At 36.8% G+C, this 16,060-nt stretch carries 18 protein-coding genes; 9 read left to right on the top strand and 9 right to left on the bottom strand.

The features are described from left to right. The first annotated feature begins 47 nt into the window (after positions 1-47). Genes mnmA through AAY42_RS05900 form a run of 3 tightly spaced genes read left to right on the top strand, consistent with a single transcriptional unit; the run spans position 48 to position 2,697 of the window. The gene (gene mnmA / locus AAY42_RS05910) at positions 48-1,238 is read left to right on the top strand and encodes a tRNA 2-thiouridine(34) synthase MnmA (RefSeq protein WP_055393294.1); all 1,191 of its coding nucleotides are present in this window, start codon (positions 48-50) and stop codon (positions 1,236-1,238) included. Positions 1,239-1,240: 2 nt separating this feature from the next. Continuing rightward, positions 1,241-2,185, top strand: a complete 945-nt coding sequence (locus tag AAY42_RS05905; RefSeq protein ID WP_055393292.1) for an NAD(P)H-dependent flavin oxidoreductase — start codon at positions 1,241-1,243, stop codon at positions 2,183-2,185. A gap of 32 nt (positions 2,186-2,217) precedes the next feature. Next, complete coding sequence (locus AAY42_RS05900; RefSeq protein WP_175288734.1) at positions 2,218-2,697, top strand: YfiM family lipoprotein; 480 nt, start codon at positions 2,218-2,220, stop codon at positions 2,695-2,697. Between the two features lie 6 nt (positions 2,698-2,703). On the opposite strand, the gene AAY42_RS05895 is transcribed toward AAY42_RS05900, so the two are convergent. The 6 genes from AAY42_RS05895 to AAY42_RS05870 are packed head-to-tail and all read right to left on the bottom strand — an operon-like array spanning position 2,704 to position 8,878. After that, positions 2,704-4,011, bottom strand: a complete 1,308-nt coding sequence (locus AAY42_RS05895) for a DUF58 domain-containing protein (RefSeq protein WP_245625596.1) — start codon at positions 4,009-4,011, stop codon at positions 2,704-2,706. 40 nt (positions 4,012-4,051) lie between these two features. Next, complete coding sequence (locus AAY42_RS05890; RefSeq protein WP_055393288.1) at positions 4,052-5,050, bottom strand: AAA family ATPase; 999 nt, start codon at positions 5,048-5,050, stop codon at positions 4,052-4,054. 4 nt (positions 5,051-5,054) lie between these two features. Continuing rightward, on the bottom strand, positions 5,055-6,266 hold the full coding sequence (locus tag AAY42_RS05885) for a DUF4350 domain-containing protein (protein ID WP_055393286.1): 1,212 nt from the start codon (positions 6,264-6,266) through the stop codon (positions 5,055-5,057). A 5-nt stretch (positions 6,267-6,271) separates the two neighbouring features. Continuing rightward, positions 6,272-6,991, bottom strand: coding sequence for a hypothetical protein (locus tag AAY42_RS05880; RefSeq protein WP_139063662.1), 720 nt, complete (start codon positions 6,989-6,991; stop codon positions 6,272-6,274). Continuing rightward, entirely contained in the window at positions 6,988-7,929 is a 942-nt protein-coding gene (locus tag AAY42_RS05875; protein ID WP_055393282.1) for a hypothetical protein, read from the bottom strand. The genes AAY42_RS05880 and AAY42_RS05875 overlap by 4 nt, the downstream gene beginning before the upstream one ends. Continuing rightward, on the bottom strand, positions 7,904-8,878 hold the full coding sequence (locus tag AAY42_RS05870; protein ID WP_055393280.1) for a stage II sporulation protein M: 975 nt from the start codon (positions 8,876-8,878) through the stop codon (positions 7,904-7,906). Before AAY42_RS05870 ends, AAY42_RS05875 begins: the two co-directional genes overlap by 26 nt. Positions 8,879-8,914: 36 nt before the next feature. Between AAY42_RS05870 and AAY42_RS05865 the strand changes: the two genes are divergently transcribed. Together AAY42_RS05865 and AAY42_RS05860 are read left to right on the top strand one after the other, a co-directional pair. Further along, on the top strand, positions 8,915-9,640 hold the full coding sequence (locus tag AAY42_RS05865; protein WP_055393277.1) for an RDD family protein: 726 nt from the start codon (positions 8,915-8,917) through the stop codon (positions 9,638-9,640). A gap of 2 nt (positions 9,641-9,642) precedes the next feature. Continuing rightward, positions 9,643-10,254 (top strand): trimeric intracellular cation channel family protein, encoded by a 612-nt coding sequence (locus AAY42_RS05860; protein ID WP_055393276.1) that lies wholly within the window; start codon positions 9,643-9,645, stop codon positions 10,252-10,254. Here the strand turns inward: AAY42_RS05860 and AAY42_RS05855 are convergent, their stop codons facing one another. Then, entirely contained in the window at positions 10,255-10,977 is a 723-nt protein-coding gene (locus tag AAY42_RS05855; protein ID WP_055393274.1) for a peptidylprolyl isomerase, read from the bottom strand. Here AAY42_RS05855 and AAY42_RS05850 point away from each other — a divergent pair. Together AAY42_RS05850 and AAY42_RS05845 are read left to right on the top strand one after the other, a co-directional pair. After that, entirely contained in the window at positions 10,976-11,617 is a 642-nt protein-coding gene (locus AAY42_RS05850; RefSeq protein ID WP_055393272.1) for an NUDIX hydrolase, read from the top strand. The two genes, AAY42_RS05855 and AAY42_RS05850, sit on opposite strands and share 2 nt — an antisense overlap. 36 nt (positions 11,618-11,653) lie before the next feature. Continuing rightward, positions 11,654-12,466, top strand: coding sequence for a lysophospholipid acyltransferase family protein (locus AAY42_RS05845; RefSeq protein ID WP_055393270.1), 813 nt, complete (start codon positions 11,654-11,656; stop codon positions 12,464-12,466). On the opposite strand, the gene AAY42_RS05840 is transcribed toward AAY42_RS05845, so the two are convergent. Beyond that, the gene (locus tag AAY42_RS05840; RefSeq protein ID WP_055393268.1) at positions 12,463-13,107 is read right to left on the bottom strand and encodes a hypothetical protein; all 645 of its coding nucleotides are present in this window, start codon (positions 13,105-13,107) and stop codon (positions 12,463-12,465) included. The two genes, AAY42_RS05845 and AAY42_RS05840, sit on opposite strands and share 4 nt — an antisense overlap. A gap of 3 nt (positions 13,108-13,110) precedes the next feature. Then, on the bottom strand, positions 13,111-13,605 hold the full coding sequence (locus AAY42_RS05835; RefSeq protein WP_055393266.1) for an RNA polymerase sigma factor: 495 nt from the start codon (positions 13,603-13,605) through the stop codon (positions 13,111-13,113). Between the two features lie 144 nt (positions 13,606-13,749). Between AAY42_RS05835 and AAY42_RS05830 the strand changes: the two genes are divergently transcribed. Both AAY42_RS05830 and AAY42_RS05825 read left to right on the top strand, forming a co-directional pair. Further along, a complete protein-coding gene (locus AAY42_RS05830; protein ID WP_055393264.1) occupies positions 13,750-15,033 on the top strand; it encodes an NAD(P)/FAD-dependent oxidoreductase in 1,284 nt (427 codons plus the stop codon). Between the two features lie 130 nt (positions 15,034-15,163). Further along, positions 15,164-16,006: a helix-turn-helix domain-containing protein gene (locus tag AAY42_RS05825; protein ID WP_055393261.1), complete on the top strand. Its 843-nt coding sequence runs from the start codon at positions 15,164-15,166 to the stop codon at positions 16,004-16,006. The last annotated feature ends 54 nt before the right edge of the window (positions 16,007-16,060 follow it).

Raw genomic sequence — 16,060 nt, 5'->3', positions numbered from 1 at the left:
TTTAAATGAGGGTCATTTTGTATTTTTGCAGTGTCAAATTTTGAGTGATGAAAAAAGTTGTCGTTGGACTTTCAGGGGGAGTGGATTCAAGCGTCACAGCCTATCTTTTAAAAGAGCAAGGTTATGAGGTAATTGGTCTTTTCATGAAGAATTGGCACGATGATTCTGTAATTATTTCCGAAGAATGTCCCTGGGTAGAGGATAGTAATGATGCGTTGATTGTGGCTGAAAAACTTGGAATCCCATTTCAAACAGTGGATTTGAGTATTGAATACAAGGAGCGTATCGTGGATTATATGTTTCATGAGTATGAAAGAGGACGCACACCAAACCCTGATGTACTTTGCAACCGGGAAATAAAGTTTGATGTGTTCCTGAAAATTTCATTGCAGTTAGGGGCAGATTATGTTGCCACAGGGCACTATTGTAGAAAGGGCATTATACACAATGATGATGGGACCAAAACGTATCAACTCTTGGCTGGAGTTGATACTAATAAGGACCAATCGTACTTCCTGTGCCAGTTATCACAAGAACAACTTTCAAGGACTTTGTTTCCCATTGGTGAGTTAACTAAGCCAGAGGTAAGAAAAATAGCATCAGATAATGATTTGATTACAGCTGATAAAAAGGATTCGCAAGGATTGTGTTTTATCGGAAAAGTGCATCTTCCAGAATTTTTACAGCAAAAGCTAAAACCTAAAAAGGGTGTTATTGTGGAGGTTCCGCATACAGCATCTCTTTTTACCACTATTGTGCCCAAATTTGAAAACAAGGATGCAGAGTTAGCATTTTATGCCGAAAAACCAACCTATTCTAAAACAGACGGAAAAGTGGTGGGGGAGCATCAAGGAGCGCATTATTTTACCATTGGTCAACGAAAAGGATTGAATGTTGGGGGAACCAAAGAGCCCTTATTTGTAATTGATACTGATGTTGAAAAAAATATTATCTACACGGGTCAAGGGAAATCTCATCCTGGTTTGTTACGCCATACCTTGTTTGTGAATGATAATGAATTACACTGGGTTAGAAAGGACTTAGCCTTAAGGGTCGATGAGACAATGGAAGTTATGGCCAGAATCAGATATAGGCAACCCCTGCAACAGGCTACTTTGTATAAAACAGATAGTGGTCTTTATGTGGACTTTAAAGAAAAACAATCGGCCATTACCGAAGGTCAGTTTGTGGCCTGGTACATCGCCGACGAACTTATTGGCTCAGGAGTCATTTCATAAGCATGGAACAAAACAGAATTACGCAACTTTTTGGAATTAAGTATCCCATTGTTCAAGGTGGTATGATTTGGACCAGTGGTTGGCGCTTGACATCTGCGGTTTCCAATGCTGGTGGCCTTGGACTGCTTGGTGCTGGAAGTATGTATCCCGACGTGCTGAAAGAACATATAGCTAAATGCAAAAAAGCTACTAACAAACCTTTTGGGGTCAATGTTCCAATGTTGTATCCTAATATTGAGGAGTTGATGGACATCATTGTCAGTAGTGGCTTAAAAATTGTTTTTACTTCTGCCGGAAACCCAAAAACATGGACAGCGTTTCTAAAGAAATATGGAGTTACAGTGGTGCATGTGGTCAGTAGCGTAAAATTTGCCTTAAAAGCACAGGATGCTGGAGTTGATGCTGTTGTCGCGGAAGGATTTGAAGCTGGTGGACATAACGGAAGGGATGAAACCACAACCATGGTGTTGATTCCTTCGGTAAAAGAAAAGATTAATATTCCTTTGATTGCTGCAGGAGGAATTGCTACTGGCCAGGCAATGATGGCCGCGATGGTTTTAGGAGCAGATGGCGTTCAGTTGGGTAGTCGTTTTGCCGCAAGTGTTGAAGGCTCATCACATGATTTGTTCAAAGAAGAAATAGTAGCGGCTAAAGAGGGGGACACCCACCTAACTTTAAAAGAATTGGCGCCAGTGCGTTTGCTCAAAAACAAATTTTACGACGATGTTCAACGTGCCTATGCTGCCGGGGCTTCAACAGAAGATTTAAAGATTTTACTGGGTAGGGCAAGAGCCAAGCGCGGTATGTTTGAGGGAGACCTTGTTGAAGGAGAACTAGAGATTGGACAGGTATCCGGGTTAATCAATGAGATTAAACCTGCATCCGAAATCGTAAAAGATTTGATGCAAGAGTTTGGCAAAGCCAAAGAAGCCGTGAAAAGTTTTTAAAACAATCTACTTTCTTTACATTTACCGCGCACATGAAAAAGCTAATCCCCACATTAGTGTTATTTGTAATTGCATCGCAACTCTATGGCCAAATAGAACGTGATAAGGCACTTCATTTTTTGGGTGGAAATCTTTTTGGCCTGGCAGGAGCAGGAATAGCCAAGCAGGCCACTGATGGAAATAGAGTTTGGACGTTTGTTGGAGCCGTAGCAGGAAGTACACTAATTGGCTTGGCTAAAGAAACCGTGGATGCTAGTCAGCGAGAAAATGGCTGGGACAATGATGATTTGGCAGCAACGATTTTGGGAGGTATTACTGTGGGGGTTGTTATTGAGGTCTTTTCAAAAAAACGTAATAAACGACTAAGAGGAAGTTTTACTACAGAGCACATAGAAGATGATTTTCTGGTGAATGTAAAAGATGAGATTCTTTTGATTGAAGGGGATGGACTTCCAAGCTTAACCTCATTCGGATTTTCATCAACCTATTTAAAGAATACCCTCTCTCATTAGGAAAGTTTAGATCAACCCCCTTGCCTTTATTTCCAAGTATTTGTTAATGGTATTTATAGTAAGATTTTCTGGTTTAGTCAAGATGGTTTGTATACCATACTTTCTAAGTTCATTTACAATTAACTTTTTCTCGTAAATAAATTTTTCAGCAATGGTCTGTTCGAAAATTTGATGAACGGTCTCCGCTTTTTTACCGGCGAATGTGGTGAGTTCCGTATTTTCAAAAAAGATGACTACCAGAAGGTGTTGTTTGGCAATAGCCTGTAGATATGGCAATTGTCTGTGAAGAGCATCCAATGTCTCAAAATTTGTGTAGAGCAGTAAAAGACTTCTTTGGTTCAGGTTTCTTTTGACATCAACATACAGTCTACTAAAATCACTTTCTATGAAGTCAGTTTCCAAGTTATAAAGTGTTTCCAGAATCAGGTTCATTTGTGAACTTCTATGTTCTGCAACAACGCGGTTTTCAATTTTGTCACTAAATGAAAACATACCCGCTTTATCCTGTTTTTTTAATGCGATGTTACTAATGACCAATGTCGCATTTATGGCATAATCCAGAAGACTTAGCTCATTGAAGGGCATTTTCATAACTCTTCCTTTATCAATGACGGAGTATATGGGTTGCGATTTTTCATCTTGATATTGGTTCACCATTAATTGGTTCCTTTTGGCCGTTGCTTTCCAATTAATGTTTCTAATATCATCCCCCTGCACATATTCCTTAATTTGCTCAAATTCCATGGTATGGCCAATACGTCTAATTTTTTTTAGGCCGAATTCGTGCAAACGGTTCGTAAAAGCAATCAGGTCATATTTTTGAAGTTGAAGAAAGGAGGGATATACAGGTACTTCTTGGTTTATGTTGAATGCATATTTTCGTGCAAGAAAACCAATAGGGGAGCTAGCAAATAGATTCAAGCTGCCAAAAGAATAGACACCGCGTTCTGTTGGCCTGAGTATATAATCATAGCTCTTGCTTCCACCACTTTGTATTTTGCTGGTCAGGCCAAAATCCCTTTTTTGAAATTGGAATGGGATTTCGTCAATTATCTTAACACTGACCGGAAAAAGGTAACTGTTGGTTAATTCCAGCTGAATTAAGTTCTCATCTCCATTGGAAAGTTTGTCTGGCAAGACGCGTTGCCCCTTTAATTTACCTTTTGAAGCAAATAGCAATACCACATCAACTATAAATAAAAGTGAAAAAACATAAAATAATATCTTAACGGCACCAAACATATCTTCTGCCATATAGGAGAGCAAAAAGGCAAAAACAATGATGGAAATCACTATAAAAAAGCGTTTTTGCAAGTAGATATGTTTAAAGAGTCTTTTCAAGGATGGTATTGTTTTATCTGGGAACCTCTATACTTTCTATTATCTGTTTAACTACCTGTTCCGCTGTCAATCCTTCCATCTCTCTTTCTGGCGTTAATATAATTCTGTGTGCTAGGATTGGTGTTGCAACTTTTTTAATATCATCGGGTGTAATAAAATCGCGTCCATTTATGGCAGCCAACGCTTTAGAAGCATCCATAATTGCAATGGAAGCCCTTGGCGATGCTCCAAGGAAAAGATTGGCATTGGCTCTGGTATTGTCCACGATTGCAGCAATGTATTTTATAAGGTTTTTTTCTGCAATGATCTCTTTTATGGTATTTTGATATTCAGCTATTTGCTTGGCCGATAATACGGAAGTAATCAATTTTTCTATTTGGGCATTCTTCTGTTCATGTTTTCTTTCAAGAATTTCCACCTCTTCTTCAAGGGTGGGGTAGTGCACATTGATTTTGAAAAGAAAACGGTCCAATTGGGCTTCGGGCAATCTGTAAGTACCCTCTTGTTCCACAGGGTTTTGGGTGGCGAAGACCAAAAATGGGGGCTCCATATCATATTGCGTTCCATCAATGGTAATTTGCCTTTCCTCCATGGCTTCAAAAAGTGCGGCCTGGGTTTTGGCAGGAGCACGGTTGATTTCATCAATTAGGATGATATTGGAAAACAGTGGGCCTTTCTTAAATTCAAACTCAGAAGTTTTTACATTAAAAATTGAAGTTCCCAAAATATCACTGGGCATTAAATCTGGTGTAAACTGAATACGACTAAAATCTACATTCATGGTTTTTGCCAACAGTTTTGCAGTAACCGTTTTTGCCACGCCAGGAACACCTTCTATTAGGGAATGACCATTGGAAAGAATTGAAACAATAAGCAGTTCAATCATATTTTGTTGGCCAATGATTACTTTTCCCAATTCCGATTTTATTTGGGCTACGGCCTCTTGCAGTTTGGTTAAATCTACTCTTGAATCAAACTGTAGCGAATCCCCTTGTTGTTCTTTTTCTTCCATACTATTATTGCTTAAAGGCGGTTATTTTTTTATTTAGTTCTATGCTATCCTGTTCGGTATGCGTTGTTTTGTTTTTTAATGTAATGATATAGTTTATCAAACTTTTGGTTTCGTCCATTCCCTTTCCTGATTTGGAGGCTAAAACTTGAATTGTTTTTTCATTCAGTGTTGACGTATCAATATGAAAATTACTTCTTAGGTGCTCTAGAAAATAATTGAGTTTTTTATGGATTAAATCTGTGAAATCTTTATTTTGATTATACAATGAACCCACAGCTTGGGCAAATTCAACAGATGAGTTTTTTAATGGTTCATTCACCGGAATAATTCGTTGCTCTCTTTTACTTTTAAAGAAAACAAAGAGCAGAACTCCCATAACCATTAAATAATAGGCCCATTTAAGTGCTGGTTGGTTTAAAACAAAGCGCATTGGTGAATTGATGACCGCGCGTCCCGCTTTTTTATAATTGTCCCAATAAAAAATGTCCCTGTCCTTTACATATGAAAAGGTGTGGGAAACATAATCTTGATTTCCATTTAGTATATAAAAATTGGAATACGCCTGCGGAGTTGTGTTTAGAATGAAGTGGCCATTTCCAAATTTTGTTTTTATGAAATTAGCTCTTTTATGGCTTTGGGTCGGTTGGTCATCAAGAAAGTCCTCTTTTAGATATGTAATATGCCCAAGAATCGTGGTGTTTGTTGAATCTACACTGGTGAAATGGGTATTGTAAATTCCACGAGAGAGTTCAAATTCTTCAGATTGAAATTCTTTGTGCGTAAGACTTAGTTTAGTTGAACCTTCTTTTAAGTTATAATCGGAGTTTATATTGATGTTTAGCGTATCGGATAAATAGCTGCCAAAACCAGCTGCAGCAATAAAAATCGTATTTCCTTCGCTTACGTAATCCAACATCTGGTTAGTTTCCTGCTTATCAAGGTTAATATATTGGTTGATAAATAGATAGTTGGACTTTATAGATTTATCTCTTTCCACAAGGATGTCATAAACGCTTTCTTCAACTGTAGTGATATCGCTATTATCAAAAATAGTAGCCAATTCAGTATACAGCACATAGCAGCCAAACGGTATTTTGGAAGTTGCTGTATAGGAAGGTCTCCAATTTATTGGTTTGGGTCTAACAATTTCTGCCACAATAATGCCAACAACCACGAGGGAAAAGACAAGCAATACTATTTTAGACTTTCTATCCATAGTAATTATTGCAATATTGTTTTGTTTAATTGGATAAACCTAGAGCTTGCATTTGAGTAAACTGTCTCATCAATGCGTTGCTCACCGTACCAGATATATTCATACAGATAAGAAACCTTTTTAAACTCGTTTCTTAGTTGAGGTTCTCCAATCTCAAGTTCATAATCCATATTGGTCTTATCAAAATGCCATTCAATAATTTCTTTTTTGGATAGTAGTTTTAGGATTTTTAAATATTGATAGCGAATGGCAAGCCGATAGTCTTTGTTTTTTAGGGCGGAACTCATTAAGGCGTCCAAATCTATAGCTTCTATATGATGTTCCGATAGGTCAATATCTACAATGGATGTCACTTTTTTTGAGAATATGGAATTAAATTTTTCATTGATGAGCACCCTTACCAAAAGGTAAATAACCAATAAACCCATTAGGCCATAAATGATATATTCAAGTATTTGAAGAATATTTGGGGGGATATTTATTCCTATGGCATCACCAATGCCTTGAAAAAGCCATTTTAAAAAACGAGCCAGTAGATTTTGGGACTCCCCAGTATTTGTTTCATAATTAAACTCATCTCCAGTATACTTCTCTTTTAAGTCCTCATACATTTTGCGCTCTTGTAGCATTGAGTTTTCATCTATAGGGATAACTATAGAATCATTTTGGGAGAATGCTGTGGATATCCACAACAAAGAAAATAAATAGAAGATGGTTCTTATCACTGGTTAGATTGTCCTATTTGCTCTATTTTACTTCTTGTGTTCAAGTTATAGGTTTTCTCGTGAAGCGTATAAAAAAGAATACCATTCACAATTTGGGAGAGACATTGTCCATAGATGGATAAAATTAGCAATAGGCAAAGTCCAAGTGTATATATAATAGTAGATACTATAGAACTTCCAACATCAACATTATTCTCAACAACATGAAAAGTGTAAACACCCAATATAATAACTGGAATAATTAGTACGATGAAAAGAAGAAGCCCATTTAACAGGCCAAGAATAAAGTTTACCCCAACAGATTTCCAAAAATTTTTGTTCACCAGCTTCCAGCCTTCACCAAAAGCATCCATAACACCTTTATCTTGTTCCAACATACTGAAAAAAGAAACTCCGATCCAAGCAGCAAGGGAAAATTGAAGAATATATTGTGCAAACAAACCTACCAAGGGAATAAAAGCAGTAATCAGTACGATAACAAAAAACACCCCGTAGATGGGAAAGAGGAGTAAGATGAAAACCAAGGTACTGCCTAGTTTACTTTTGGTAAGGTTCCACACCTCTTTTTTATCAAAGTTTAGTCCTTTTGATTTTTCATACTGCACTAAATAGGATGAGCTTAAACTAAAGTTTAGCCCCGCGACTAATATTAAAATCACAAAGAACAAAATGCCACCGGAAACAATATAAATCCAATAAGTGTCTTCATTGCTCTGACCTATACTACTTCCAGAAAATCCACCTTCAGCAGCAATAAGTCCTATAAATCCAGAGACCAATAGGTAGCTTGTAATCAACAAACCAATTAGAAAAATTCCATTATAACTGATAAAGACATTGGTGAACTTCTTTATGTTCTGTTTTAAAAAATCAAAATAGGTGGTGAGGATATCACCAAAATCATGGTTTACCCTAAGTTCTATGTAGTTGTCCTTCATATGATTTGTTTACTAAAATTGGATATAGGATGTAGTAAAAAACTATTAATAAAAAAGAGAGGCCAATTATTGCAAAGGCCAACCAATTTGGCATGCTGGAATAACGTGTAATAAACCCTTCTATAAAACCTGCGATTATAAAAAATGGAATTGTGCTCACCACAACCTTTAATCCATCTTTTGCACCTTTCATAAAGGAAACACGCCTAGAAAATGTTTTAGGAAACAAAATACTGTTCCCCATGATAAGACCGGCACAGCCTGCAATTATGATTACTGATATTTCAATGGTACCGTGCAACCAAATCTGCTTGTTTGCCTCAAAAAAAACACCTTTTGTATAAAAAAATGTAATAAACGCTCCTAACATGACCCCATTGCTAAAAAGAATATAGACAGTTCCGATGCTAGTAATTACGCCAAAAGCAAATGCCAAAAACGCAACTCTAATATTGTTAATGGTTATCCCCAAAAAAGTTCCTATCTCACTTCCACTTTTATAAATTGCCGTTGGCTCACCATTAGCAATGTTGTTTAGGGTTTCATTTACATAACCATCTCCCAGAATCAAGCGTACAAAGGTGGAATCATTCAAAGCGGAAATACATCCAATGGCGGAAGCCAAGGAGAAAATCAAAAAAGCTACACCCAATGTACTATGATATTGTTTAAAGAATAAAGGAAATTCATGTTTCCAGAAGCTTATTATTCTGTTGCCCGATTCCTTTTTGTTCTTGTAAATTTTTTGGTGCGCCTGAGATGTCAAAGAATTTAAATACAATAAAGTCTTGCTTTCCGCGTAATATGTTTGCGCATACGATAGGTCATTGGTTAGCTGAATGTAGCCATCTACTAGAACATCTGGATTGGTTTTGGAACTAAATGAAATAGCTTTTTCAAATGCTATCCATTTTTCCTTATTTTGTTTTACAAAGGCCGCTTCGCGCATAAAATAAGATATTCGTAAGGCTAAAATTACTGTTATATGGGTAACCTCCAAATCAATACAACGCAAAATGTTAACCTAGATTATAAAATTGTAAGCATTGGCGAAAGAATAGTGGCGTTTTTGATTGATGGACTCATTCTCTATATGTATGCGTTTCTTGTCAACATAATAAGTGATGCCCTTGGCTATATTTATGAAGATACATGGACACAAAGAGGGTTGGCAGCGTTCATTTTTTTACCTGCTATGTTCTATTCTTTATTAATGCATAGCATTTTTAATGGAAGAACCGTGGGAAAAATGCTTCTTAAAATGCGAGTTGTCCGATTGGATGGCACGCCAGTGCATTGGAGTAATTATTTGGTTCGGTGGATGCTTCGACTGGTTGATATTTGGATATTTTTAGGCTCCATAGGTATTCTGTCCATACTTTTTTCCGAAAGAAGACAACGCGTTGGAGATGCAGCGGCGGGAACGGTTGTTATCAGTACTAAAAACAAGACCAAGGTGTCCCACACTATTCTAGAGGAAGTAAATGAAGCCTATGTCCCTCAATTCACCAACGTAACCCTACTTACGGATAAAGATGTGAGACTTATAAAAGACACCTTTCGAATTGCAAGAAAAAGCAATGATTTTAAAACACTTACAGCACTTAGGGTTAAGGTTGAAAGTATTTTAAACACGAACTCCACATTATATGACGTTCAGTTTTTGGATACAGTTCTGAAGGATTACAACTACTACACCCAAAAAATGTAAGCATGTTTTACCAAACCATAGATATTTTAGGTACTGTTGCCTTTGCTATTTCCGGAGTACTGGTGGCCATGGAGAAACGATTGGATTTGTTCGGAGTGCTTATCATCGCATTTGTTACTGCAATAGGAGGGGGAACCTTACGTGATTTGCTCATCGGTAACACCCCAGTTGTTTGGATGCGGGATTTAACCTATGTTTCAACTATTTTCATTACTGTTGTTTTGGGGATTGTTTTTGTCAATCAATTAAGATATGTAAGAAAATCATTGTTTCTTTTCGATACTATTGGGATTGGCCTCTACACGATGGTGGGAATAGAAAAGGGTTTGCTTGCCGAGCTTTCACCCATTATGTGTGTGACCCTGGGAACTATAACTGCTAGTTTTGGTGGAGTTATAAGAGACATTCTGTGCAATGAGATACCTGTGATCTTTAGAAAAGAGATTTATGCTACAGCCTGTATCTTGGGAGGGGCCAGTTACTTTTTATTTACCCAGCTTCCAATTGAGGAAAGTTATGCATACCTGGCAGCAATTTTTATTGTAATAACCATAAGGCTTTTGGCTGTCCGGTTTGGAATACGATTGCCAAATATTTACAAAAAGGAAGGTTGATTATAGCACTTCTGTCTTAAGAATATATATGTTTTGCCAAGGCCAATCCCCGTCACCAACCGGAACATTATTAATGGCATCCACTACATCCATTCCCTCAATGACTTTACCAAAAGGAGTATAGGAACCATCCAAATGATAGGAGCCCGGTTTGGTCACCACAATGAAAAATTCGTAAGGCGATGCCAGTTTATGGGGATTGTCGCGTTCACTGCTTGGCATTGAAATGACCCCTCTGTGATGTTTGTGTCCCTTTTTTCCATCTGGAGGAAGAAGGTAACGTCCAATCAATCGTCTTTTCTTGGAAGTTTCCTTATCATCAGAATTACCACCTTGAATAATAAAATTCTTCACCACACGATGGAACTGTGTATTATCAAAATACCCCTTTCGGGATAAATAGATAAAGTTTGCCTTATGGTAAGGCACATTATCAAAAAGTTGGACAGTAAAACTGCCCATGCTGGTAGTCAATCGTACCTTGTCTTCTTTTAGGTCTTTTGCATAATTGAAAAAGAAATCAATTGCATTTTCTTCGTTGAGCACAAATGCCACCTCTTTTTCTTCAGGCTCAGCATCTGGAGTTTTGGTTTCTTCGGGAACCGAATCCAACTTTATGGTGGGTTTTTGAGCTACCGCATTATTTTTTTTGGGTGATTCCCCACAAGAGACTAGAAAAAATAATAGTATACTTGTGGTGAAAGCCGATTGTTTGAAAAACATGGATTTTAAGGAATTTTATCAACAAGCTCTAAAAATAAAAAATCTACCACTTCCCGGGGCAGATTCGCATCATAAAATGTCTCCAGCTATGCGGGAGCAGTGGTTAAAATCTAATGATATAAAAAAAAGAAACCCCAGAAGGGCAGGGGTAATGGCTCTTTTTTATCCAGATATGCATCAACACACCAAATTGCTTCTTATTCTGCGCAAGACGTATGAGGGTGTGCACTCCAATCAAATTGGGTTTCCCGGAGGTAAAGTGGAAGAACAGGATAAAGATCTTTTGGAAACGGCTCTGCGCGAAACACACGAAGAAGTTGGGGTAAGGCCAGAGTCTATTGAAGTTGTAAAAGAGCTCAGTGAAGTATATATACCCCCAAGTAATTTTATGGTACAACCCTTTATTGGAATGTATTCAAATCCGCAACGATTTGTACTACAAGAGAGTGAAGTGGAGGCTTTGGTTGAGGTGTATTTACGCGATTTTTTGGATAATTCGAATTTTATTGAAGAAAATTTGAGCACATCGTATGCTAAAAACATTAATGTACCCGCCTACAAATTAAACGGTTATACAGTTTGGGGAGCTACCGCAATGATGATGAGCGAAATCAAAGAGCTTTTAGAACAAGTGCTTTAATCCCTATTTTGTAAATTAGCCCGCAACAGATACTATATGGGGCTATTTAAAGAAAATCCTTTTGGGCATATTTTATTCTTAAAGCGATGGTTGATTCGCATTGCTGGGATGATGACCCACCAACGGTACAAGGGATTTAATACATTGGAAATTGAGGGGTCTCAAGTCCTTAGAGACTTACCGGATACCAATGTCCTTTTTGTTAGCAATCACCAAACGTATTTTGCCGATGTTGTGGCCATGTTCCATGTTTTCAATGCCAGTTTAAAAGGAAGGGACAATTCCATACGGAATATGGGCTACCTCTGGAATCCCAAACTTAACATCTATTACGTAGCGGCGAAGGAAACAATGAAGCAAAGCTTGATTGCCAAAATATTGGCCTATGCCGGTTCCATCAGTATTGAAAGAACCTGGAGGGCAGATGGACAGGATGTGAACAGACAGGTTAAATTTAGCGATATAAGCAATATAGCAATGGCTTTGGAAGATGGATGGGTAATCACTTTCCCTCAAGGAACAACGACACCATGGAAGCCTCTACGCAAGGGAACAGCACATATTATTAAAAGATACAAACCCGTTGTTGTGCCTGTGGTCATTGATGGTTTTAGACGTTCTTTTGATAAAAAGGGACTACGGGTAAAAAAGAAGGGAATACTTCAGTCCATGCATATTAAGGCACCTCTTGAAATTGACTATGAAAATGAATCTATTGAGGCCATTTTAGAAAAACTGGAATATGCCATTGAGCAACACCCTTCTTTTTTAAAGGTTATTTCTGAACAGGAACTTGCTGCTTATGAAGAAGAGCACCAAAAGAGAAGATACAGTTACAAAGGGGATTAAACTTCCAGTTTTTTTAGCTCGTTATAGTTTTGCTTAAGTCTTTTTAAAAGAATTCCATAAAGCAGTTTGTAGAATAACCATATCAAAACCAATAAAATTGCTGTGAACAGTATTGATATTAGAATTATCATAAACCAAAACATTGTTTCGTTTCCCTCTTGAGTGGCAGATTCAATAATCTTCTTTCCTTCCGGACCATATATAAATACACCATAAATACTTATAATTAGGGTAACGGTAAAAATTATAAGATTGAACCAAACATATTGTGTCACTGTTTTTTTGACATCCAGTATGGTCTTCATCAATTTTTTGGAAGAATCCGTGAAAGAAATTTTCTTGTAATTCTTGTAGAACTTATAAATGAAATATAAAATGACCGCATAATTAATAAAATTCAGTACCATCATTACATTGTAAATATGCATTGCTTTTAGCTCCTGCATAGATTCCGGGTCACTGAATATGATATTTATTCCGGCCCAGAATACAAACTCTATAAGGCTGATATAAAATATCCATTTTACAATTGAAGATGATTTTTTCCAAATCATCTTATAGATTTCGTCATACGACAGCTTGGGAAGATGATCTTCTTTATTCTGCCAATCTTTTTTTAAGAGTTCCAGTTCATCCGTCATACATCAAGGATTTAGTATGGTTCTTAATTTATTTTTAACTCTATTCATTTTCACTCGCGCATTTACTTCGGTTATTCCCAAAGTCTCTGATATTTCTGCATAATCTTTATCTTCCAAATACAAAAAGACCAAGGCTTTATCAATATCGCCAAGTTGCCTTACTGCCTTGTACATTAACTTTAACTGCTTTTCTTCTGTATCATCATATTCGTCGGTCTTAATTTTAAAAATTACCGAGTCGTAATCTTGTGTTTGTACACGTCTTTTTGATTTTCTGTAAAGTGTTATGGCTGTATTCAAGGCTACTCGGTACATCCAAGTGCTGAATTTTGCATCTCCCCGAAATTTCGGATAGGCTTTCCATAGTTGAATCGTGATTTCTTGGAACAGGTCGTTGTGCGAATCCTTATCGTTAGTGTATAACGTACACACTTTGTGAACAATATTCTGATTGTTCTCAAGCTCCGTTACAAAACGATGTTCCAGTTCTTTATTCACTATTGGTTGGTAAGTTTACTCTATTTGTACAGGTAAAATGACTTTTGTTACAAAAAGCGAATTTATTTTTAAAATACAACGGTAAATATAAAAGTAAAATAGGACTAGTAATTGCTAATGTCTAATTTTGCAGGAATGTCAACAATGAATATTCCACAGTCCAGTTTTCCAAGAATTATCATCATTGGTGGTGGTTTTGGAGGTATAGCACTTGCTAAAAAATTAAGTAAAAAAGAGGTTCAGGTAGTTTTGTTGGACAAGCACAACTATCACACTTTTCAACCGCTCTTATATCAGGTTTCTACAGGTGGGTTGGAGCCAGATTCCATTGCATATCCAATTCGAAAAGTGCTGCAAGGTTATCCTAACTTTTATTTTCGATTGGCCGAAGTTTTACACATTGATACGGATAAGAGGAAGCTGCGCACCAATATTGGAGAAATTGGGTATGACTATTTGGTTGTAGCAACCGGTTCGCAAACAAATTACTTCGGAAATAAAAATATAGAAGAAAAGGGAATGGCCATGAAAACGGTCCCACAATCCTTGAATTTACGAAGTCTGATTCTGGAAAATTTTGAACAAGCACTTTTAACGGATGATCTGCATGAAAGAGACGCTTTAATGAATTTTGTCATCGTTGGTGGTGGTCCTACAGGAGTTGAACTGGCCGGTGCATTGGCAGAGATTAAAAAAGGGATTCTCCCCAAGGATTACCCAGATTTGGATACCCGAAGGGCACAGATAAACCTGGTACAGGGCAGCGATAGAATTTTACCGGCTATGAGCGAGATAGCTTCGCGCAAGGCCGAACATTTTTTGGAAAGCCTTGGTGTTAATGTTTGGAAGAACATTCGGGTAACGGATTATGATGGAATACATATTTCTACAAATACAGATACTTCTTTTGAATCGGCCACCTTGGTTTGGGCGGCGGGTGTTAAAGCAGCCAACATTGAGGGATTGAATGCAAATGAGCTCCTTTGCAGAGGAAACAGATTGAAAGTAAACCAATACAACCAAGTTGAAGGTTTTAAAGAAATCTTTGCCATAGGCGATGTTGCCAAAATGGAAACCGAAGCCTTTCCACACGGACATCCCATGATGGCACAGCCTGCAATGCAACAAGGAGAAAACTTGGGAGAGAATTTGATCAGAGCTGTTGAGAATAAACCGTTAAAACCGTTCATTTATAAAGATAAGGGGAGTATGGCCACCGTTGGTAGAAATAAAGCCGTGGTAGATTTACCCAAATTCAAGTTCCAGGGTGTTTTTGCATGGTTTGTTTGGATGTTCGTACACCTGTATTTTCTAATTGGTTTTAGAAATAGGGTAGTGGTCTTTATCAATTGGGTCTATAACTACATTCGCTTTGATCGCGAGGCACGTTTGATTATTAGACCGTTTAAAAAAGTAAGGGCGAAATAGATTTTATCAGATAAAAAACTGAACTTCACATACCTGTATTGAACTTCTTTCAGTATCTCTTGTTAAAACGAATGATATCTTAAACATTGTTTGCCATTAGAAATTTGGCTTCATTGACAAAAACAAAATTTTGACTCAAGATCATAAAAGTTTTAAGTATAAAGATTTCACGATTGTTGAAAAACTGACGGTTAGTACACCTTTAAAGTATGAAGCTATTTTTCAAGATAAGGGCTGTTTTATATATTTTAAGAATGGTAATACTAAATTACTATCAAGTGAACATAACACAGAAATAAAAGGAAAGGAAGCAGTTTTGTTAAAATGTGGAAGTAACTTTCTTGAAGTACTTCAAAATAATACTAATGAAGAATTAGAAACTATTGTAATTCATCTCTTTCCGGAACTACTTAAAGAAATTTATAAAAATGAAATACCAACCGCAATTGTAAAACGTACCGAAAGTGAGCAAAGTTTAAAAATTTCTTCGAATGATTTAATAACAAAATTTATAGATTCTTTAGAGTTTTATTTTGATAACCCAAGTTTGGTAAATAATGATTTACTTGAATTAAAAGTCAAGGAACTATTATTACTACTCATTCAAACTAACTATATAGATTCAGTACAAGAATTAATTACAGATTTATACAGTGTCAAAACTATAAAACTGAATGAAGTTGTTACCTTACATACATTTTCTAATCTTTCAGTTAATGAAATGGCTAAGCTCTGCAATATGAGTCTTTCATCTTTTAAAAGAGCCTTTAAAACTTTTTTCAATGACAGTCCAAATAACTATCTCAACACTAAAAAAATTGAGAAAGCTAAAGAGTTATTGCAAATAAGCGAATTGAATATCAGTGATATTGCTTACGAAACTGGCTTTAATGACCCACAATACTTTACAAGGTTATTCAAAAAACGTATAGGTCTCTCACCATCCGAATTTCGCTCACAACACACAGTCTGACCCTTTTGTCCACATCATTGGTCGTTTTCTACATTTAAGGGCTAAAACTCAAGT

This window comes from Flagellimonas eckloniae (assembly GCF_001413955.1).
In the GTDB taxonomy this organism is placed as follows: domain Bacteria; phylum Bacteroidota; class Bacteroidia; order Flavobacteriales; family Flavobacteriaceae; genus Flagellimonas; species Flagellimonas eckloniae.
The sequence above is the reverse complement of the archived record's forward strand: the minus strand, read 5'-3'. Positions and strand labels throughout refer to the sequence as shown.

Excerpts from the sequence above, each read along its gene's own strand:
- mnmA (WP_055393294.1), top strand. The coding sequence starts at position 48 with ATGAAAAAAGTTGTCGTTGGACTTTCAGGGGGAGTGGATTCAAGCGTC.
- AAY42_RS05905 (WP_055393292.1), top strand. The coding sequence starts at position 1,241 with ATGGAACAAAACAGAATTACGCAACTTTTTGGAATTAAGTATCCCATT.
- AAY42_RS05900 (WP_175288734.1), top strand. The coding sequence starts at position 2,218 with ATGAAAAAGCTAATCCCCACATTAGTGTTATTTGTAATTGCATCGCAA.
- AAY42_RS05890 (WP_055393288.1), bottom strand. The coding sequence starts at position 5,050 with ATGGAAGAAAAAGAACAACAAGGGGATTCGCTACAGTTTGATTCAAGA.
- AAY42_RS05885 (WP_055393286.1), bottom strand. The coding sequence starts at position 6,266 with ATGGATAGAAAGTCTAAAATAGTATTGCTTGTCTTTTCCCTCGTGGTT.
- AAY42_RS05875 (WP_055393282.1), bottom strand. The coding sequence starts at position 7,929 with ATGAAGGACAACTACATAGAACTTAGGGTAAACCATGATTTTGGTGAT.
- AAY42_RS05870 (WP_055393280.1), bottom strand. The coding sequence starts at position 8,878 with ATGCGCGAAGCGGCCTTTGTAAAACAAAATAAGGAAAAATGGATAGCA.
- AAY42_RS05865 (WP_055393277.1), top strand. The coding sequence starts at position 8,915 with ATGGGTAACCTCCAAATCAATACAACGCAAAATGTTAACCTAGATTAT.
- AAY42_RS05860 (WP_055393276.1), top strand. The coding sequence starts at position 9,643 with ATGTTTTACCAAACCATAGATATTTTAGGTACTGTTGCCTTTGCTATT.
- AAY42_RS05850 (WP_055393272.1), top strand. The coding sequence starts at position 10,976 with ATGGATTTTAAGGAATTTTATCAACAAGCTCTAAAAATAAAAAATCTA.
- AAY42_RS05855 (WP_055393274.1), bottom strand. The coding sequence starts at position 10,977 with ATGTTTTTCAAACAATCGGCTTTCACCACAAGTATACTATTATTTTTT.
- AAY42_RS05845 (WP_055393270.1), top strand. The coding sequence starts at position 11,654 with ATGGGGCTATTTAAAGAAAATCCTTTTGGGCATATTTTATTCTTAAAG.
- AAY42_RS05840 (WP_055393268.1), bottom strand. The coding sequence starts at position 13,107 with ATGACGGATGAACTGGAACTCTTAAAAAAAGATTGGCAGAATAAAGAA.
- AAY42_RS05830 (WP_055393264.1), top strand. The coding sequence starts at position 13,750 with ATGAATATTCCACAGTCCAGTTTTCCAAGAATTATCATCATTGGTGGT.